Annotated in this window: 4 protein-coding genes; 1 reads left to right on the forward strand and 3 read right to left on the reverse strand. The window is 71.5% G+C overall.

The window, feature by feature from the left end; genetic code table 11:
- Positions 1-34 precede the first annotated feature (34 nt).
- Complete coding sequence (locus tag C1J00_RS38235) at positions 35-2,074, reverse strand: HelD family protein (protein WP_102913496.1); 2,040 nt, start codon at positions 2,072-2,074, stop codon at positions 35-37.
- A gap of 306 nt (positions 2,075-2,380) precedes the next feature.
- Here C1J00_RS38235 and C1J00_RS38240 point away from each other — a divergent pair, with 306 nt between their 5' ends.
- A complete protein-coding gene (locus C1J00_RS38240; protein ID WP_102913497.1) occupies positions 2,381-2,569 on the forward strand; it encodes a hypothetical protein in 189 nt (62 codons plus the stop codon).
- 13 nt (positions 2,570-2,582) lie between these two features.
- Here the strand turns inward: C1J00_RS38240 and C1J00_RS38245 are convergent, their stop codons facing one another.
- Both C1J00_RS38245 and C1J00_RS48620 read right to left on the reverse strand, forming a co-directional pair.
- Positions 2,583-4,226, reverse strand: coding sequence for a DNA repair helicase XPB (locus C1J00_RS38245; RefSeq protein WP_102913498.1), 1,644 nt, complete (start codon positions 4,224-4,226; stop codon positions 2,583-2,585).
- Positions 4,227-4,476: 250 nt separating this feature from the next.
- Positions 4,477-4,895, reverse strand: a 419-nt coding sequence (locus C1J00_RS48620) for a WYL domain-containing protein (protein ID WP_146046340.1), incomplete at its 5' end; no start/stop codon positions are given.

A 4,895-nucleotide genomic window follows, 5' to 3' on the forward strand; every position in this document is an offset into this window, starting at 1 on the left:
GCCCGCAGCTGGGCGCCTCCCCCCCCGCCCCGGGCTAAGCCAGTTGGGTCGGCAGGGGGGTCGTGTGGGTAACCGTCAGGCCCGATACCGCCCTCGTCAGTGCCACGTACAGGCGGCGCAGGCCCGTGCGTTCGTCCGGTTCGCCGTCGACTACCGCCTGAGGGTCGTCCAGGACGACGTAGTCGTACTCCAGGCCCTTCGCCAGCGATGCCGGGACCAGGGTCAGGCGGGTGTCCTGGGTGGTCTCCTCGCCGGGGCCGAGGTACGGGATGCCGGCCTCCGTCAGGGCCTCCGCCAGCTCGGGCACGCGGGCGTCCGCCGCGATCAGGCCCGTCGAGCCCTCGTGGCGCAGCGACTCGCGGCAGGCCTCGACCACGTCCTTGCCGCCGGAGACCGGCCGGACCTCGAAGTGGCCCGGGTTCTCGCGGATCGACACCACCGGGGTGAGGCCCGGGGCGATGTGCGGGAGCAGCCGGGAGGCGTAGGTGATGACGTCCGTCGGGACACGGAAACCGGCCGTCAGTTCCTCCACCAGGGCGTCCTGCTTGCCGAGGTGCTCCAGTGCCTCCTGCCAGCTCCGGGTCGCCCAGGGTGTCGTGCCCTGCGCCAGGTCGCCGAGGACGGTGGCGCTGCCGGTGGTGCAGCGGCGGCCCACCGCCCGGTACTGCATGGGGGAGAAGTCCTGCGCCTCGTCGATGACGACATGGCCGAGCGAGTGCGTGCGCTGGATCAGGTCGGTGGCCTCGTCGATCAGGACGGCGTCCGCGGGTGACCACTTGGCCGACTTCACGCTGCGCGCCGGTTTCGCCCACAGCACCGCCTTCTGCTCCTCCTCGTCGAGGATCCCCGCCGCGTGTTCGGCGAGGAACTCCGCGTCCGACAGCAGCCGCAGCACCAGCTTGGCCGGGTCGACGGCCGGCCAGACCGCCTTGACCGCCGCCTTGACCGCGCTGTTGCGGGCCACCGCGTCCTGCACCCGGTCGTCCGGCGCCTCACCCGACCGCTCCATCTGCACCAGCACGGCGTGCGCGATGCGCTGCGGCAGGGCCTCGCGGGCGGCGCCGTAGCGGATGTCGCGGTCGAGCAACTCGCGGACGAGCTCTTCCAGTTCGTAGGCCGGGACCCGCCAGCGGCGGGAGCCGCGCACGACCACGACCGGCTCGGTGGGCATCGTGACGTGCGAGTAGAGGGCTCTGCGCAGCACCTGCGCCAGCCGGGCGTCACCCTTGACGACGGCGGCCGTCGCGTCGTCCGTGCCCTTGATCTCGACGTGGGCGACGAGATCGTCGACGGTGGCCTGCTGGACGGCCAACTCGCCCAGTGCGGGCAGGACTTGCTCGATGTAGTGGAGGAACGACCGGTTCGGGCCGATGACCAGCGTGCCGGTGCGGGCGAGCCGCTCGCGGTGGGCGTAGAGGAGGTAGGCGACCCGGTGCAGGCCGACGGCGGTCTTCCCGGTGCCCGGGCCGCCCTGCACGCACACCGTGCCGGAGAGGCCGGACCGGACGATCTCGTCCTGCTCGGGCTGGATCGTCGCGACGATGTCCCGCATCGGGCCGACACGCGGCCGCTCGATCTCCTGCTGGAGCAGCTTGCTGGTCCGGGCCGCCTCACCCGGGTCGGAGAGGTGCTCGTCCTCGTACGCCGTGAGGTCGCCGCCCGTGTAGCCGAAGCGGCGGCGCAGCGCGATGTCCATGGGGTTGTTCTTGGAGGCCCGGTAGAAGGGCTGCGAGACCGGCGCGCGCCAGTCGATGACCATGGGGTCGCCGTCGTGGTCGTGCACATGCCGTCGGCCGATGTAGAAGCGCTCCCCTGCCGCGCCCTCCGCCTCTTCGGCGCCGGGGGCGTGCAGGTAGTCGAGCCGGCCGAAGAACAGCGGGGTGCCGCTGAGGTCGGCGAGGGCCTTGATGCGCTTCTCGATCTGGTGGGCCAGCGCCTCGGCGTTGACCCAGTTCGCGGTGACGTCACTGATGTCGAGGGCCTCGACGCCCTCGCGCATGGCACGCAGGGCGGAACGGGACGCGGAGAGGTGGGAGCGCTCACGCGCGAGCGGGTCGTCGACGGGCGTGGACAAGGGGGTGCCTCCGGAGGGACCTGCTGAAGAGTGGGCGGTGAGATACCGGCCGGTTTCCGTCCGGTCGGCGGCACTCCGTGGCGGAGGCGGGCAAGAGCGGAGATCTTAGAGGAGCGGGGATGCCGGCCGCGAACGGTTTTTCACTCCCTGTCCCCTCGTCCCCTCGTCCGCTCCGCCCCTCGTCCCCTAGGGGAGGGAGCCCTCCTCCCTGAGGGGCCGGGTCACCCCAGGGGCGTATACCGGCCGCCGGAAGGTTCGGTCCCGAGACCGACGCGGGCTTTACGGACGAAAACGCACCATGGAGATATGAGCGCAGCAACCATCTTCCCCGCCCCGGCACCGGGCCGCCCGCCCGGCGCCACCGCCGTGGCAGGCAGCCACCGCCACCGCCTCGGCGATGCCCTGCGCGCCGTCAAGGTCTTCGCGGGCGCCGCCTTCGACGTGGTCGTCCTCGGTCAGTACGGAGAGGAAGTCGGCGTGGTCCGCCGCAAGTGAGCGGACCGGCCCGTCAGCTCTCCGTCAGCAGCTCGTCCGCGTCCATGATCCGGTACGCGTAGCCCTGCTCCGCCAGGAAGCGCTGGCGGTGAGCGGCGAAGTCCTGGTCGATGGTGTCCCGGGCGACCACCGAGTAGAAGTGCGCCTGATGGCCGTCGGACTTGGGGCGCAGGACCCGGCCGAGGCGCTGGGCCTCCTCCTGCCGTGAGCCGAAGGTGCCCGAGACCTGGATGGCGACCGTCGCCTCGGGCAGGTCGATCGAGAAGTTCGCGACCTTCGACACGACGAGCACGCTGATCTCGCCCTCCCGGAAGGCGCCGAAGAGCTTCTCCCGCTGCGCGTTCGACGTCTCACCCTTGATCACGGGCGCCCCGAGGTGCTCGCCGAGTTCGTCGAGCTGGTCGATGTACTGGCCGATGACGAGGATCTGCTGCCCCGCGAAACGGCGGACGATGGCCTCGGTGACCTTCCGCTTGGTCGCGGTGGTCGCACAGAAGCGGTACTTCTCCTCCGTCTCGGCCGTGGCGTACGCGAGCCGCTCGGAGTCCGTCAGATTGACCCGGACCTCCACGCAGTCGGCGGGCGCGATGTAGCCCTGCGCCTCGATCTCCTTCCACGGCGCGTCGAACCGCTTCGGACCGATCAGGGAGAACACGTCCGACTCGCGGCCGTCCTCACGCACCAGGGTGGCGGTCAGGCCGAGCCGCCGGCGCGCCTGGAGGTCGGCGGTGAACTTGAAGACCGGCGCGGGCAGCAGGTGCACCTCGTCGTAGACGATCAGACCCCAGTCCCGCGAGTCGAACAGCTCCAGGTGCGGGTAGACGCCCTTCCGCCGGGTCGTCAGCACCTGGTACGTGGCGATCGTGACGGGCCGGATCTCCTTCTTCGTCCCGCTGTACTCGCCGATCTCGTCCTCGGTGAGCGACGTGCGCTTCACCAGCTCGTGCTTCCACTGCCGGGCCGAGACGGTGTTCGTGACGAGGATGAGGGTGGTCGACTTCGCCTGCGCCATCGACCCGGCGCCGACCAGGGTCTTCCCGGCGCCGCAGGGCAGGACGACGACGCCCGAACCGCCGTGCCAGAAGTTCTCGACGGCCTGCTTCTGGTACGGCCGGAGCGCCCAGCCGTCCTCGGCCAGCTCGATCTCGTGCGCCTCGCCGTCGACGTACCCGGCGAGGTCCTCGGCGGGCCAGCCCAGTTTCAGCAGCGTCTGCTTGATCTGGCCGCGCTCGGAGGGGTGCACGACGACCGTGTCCGGGTCGATACGGGTGCTGACCAGCGGCGCGATCCGCTTCGACCGCAGAATCTCCTCCAGCACCGGGCGGTCGGTGGTGGTCAGGACCAGGCCGTGGGTCGGATGCTTGGACAGGGTGAGACGGCCGTAGCGGTCCATCGTCTCGGCGACGTCGACGAGCAGCGCGTGCGGTACGGGATAGCGGCTGTACTGCACGAGCGCGTCCACGACCTGCTCGGCGTCATGCCCCGCCGCGCGGGCGTTCCACAGGCCCAGCGGGGTCACGCGGTAGGTGTGGATGTGCTCCGGCGCCCGCTCCAGTTCCGCGAACGGGGCGATGGACCGGCGGCAGTCGTCGGCCTGCTCGTGGTCGACTTCCAGGAGCAGGGTCTTGTCGGACTGGACGATCAGCGGACCATTCACGCGCGGCACCCTTTCTACGGCCGGAGGGCTCGGACGGCTCGACAGTGCGACGCCTCGGCCAAACGTCCAGTGTGCCTGATCAACCGCGTCAGGTGGCCGCGTCGGGCGGTGTGATCTGCGCATCCGGTCGCACCGGGCACTGTTCGCGACCGCCGTTGGGCCGCCCGGCTCTGCGATGCCCGGGCCGCCGGCCGGCTCGACGCGGAGCCGGCCGCTCGCGACGATCACCCCTCCGGGCCGCGAGCCGCCGTCAGCCCGCGTCGTCGGCGAGCTCCGCGACCCCGGTGATCCGGTGCAGCGGATACGTACGGACCTCGTCCGCGGTGTGGTCGTACGCCGTGACGAAGCCGCCCTCGACGCGGACCGGGGCGATGACCCGCTGGCTGGCGGCTCCCTCGGCGTTGACGTAGCCGATCCACAGGGCCTCGCCGGTGAGAACGGCGGCCTGCATGGTGGCGAGGGTCTCGGCGGCACCGGTACGGGGCAGCTCGCCGGCGGCCGCCGGGGCGGAGCCGGGCTTGCGCGGGGTGGTGGAGGCGAGATCACCGGCCCGGATGGCGCGCAGCGCGGCCGACAGGAGGGTGTCGTCGGGGACCGGCGGGCCGTCCGGGACCGGCTCGGGCGGTGTGCGGGGCTGGCTCTTATACACATCTGACGCTGCCGACGAAC

Source organism: Streptomyces cahuitamycinicus (genome assembly GCF_002891435.1).
In the GTDB taxonomy this organism is placed as follows: Bacteria; Actinomycetota; Actinomycetes; order Streptomycetales; family Streptomycetaceae; genus Streptomyces; species Streptomyces cahuitamycinicus.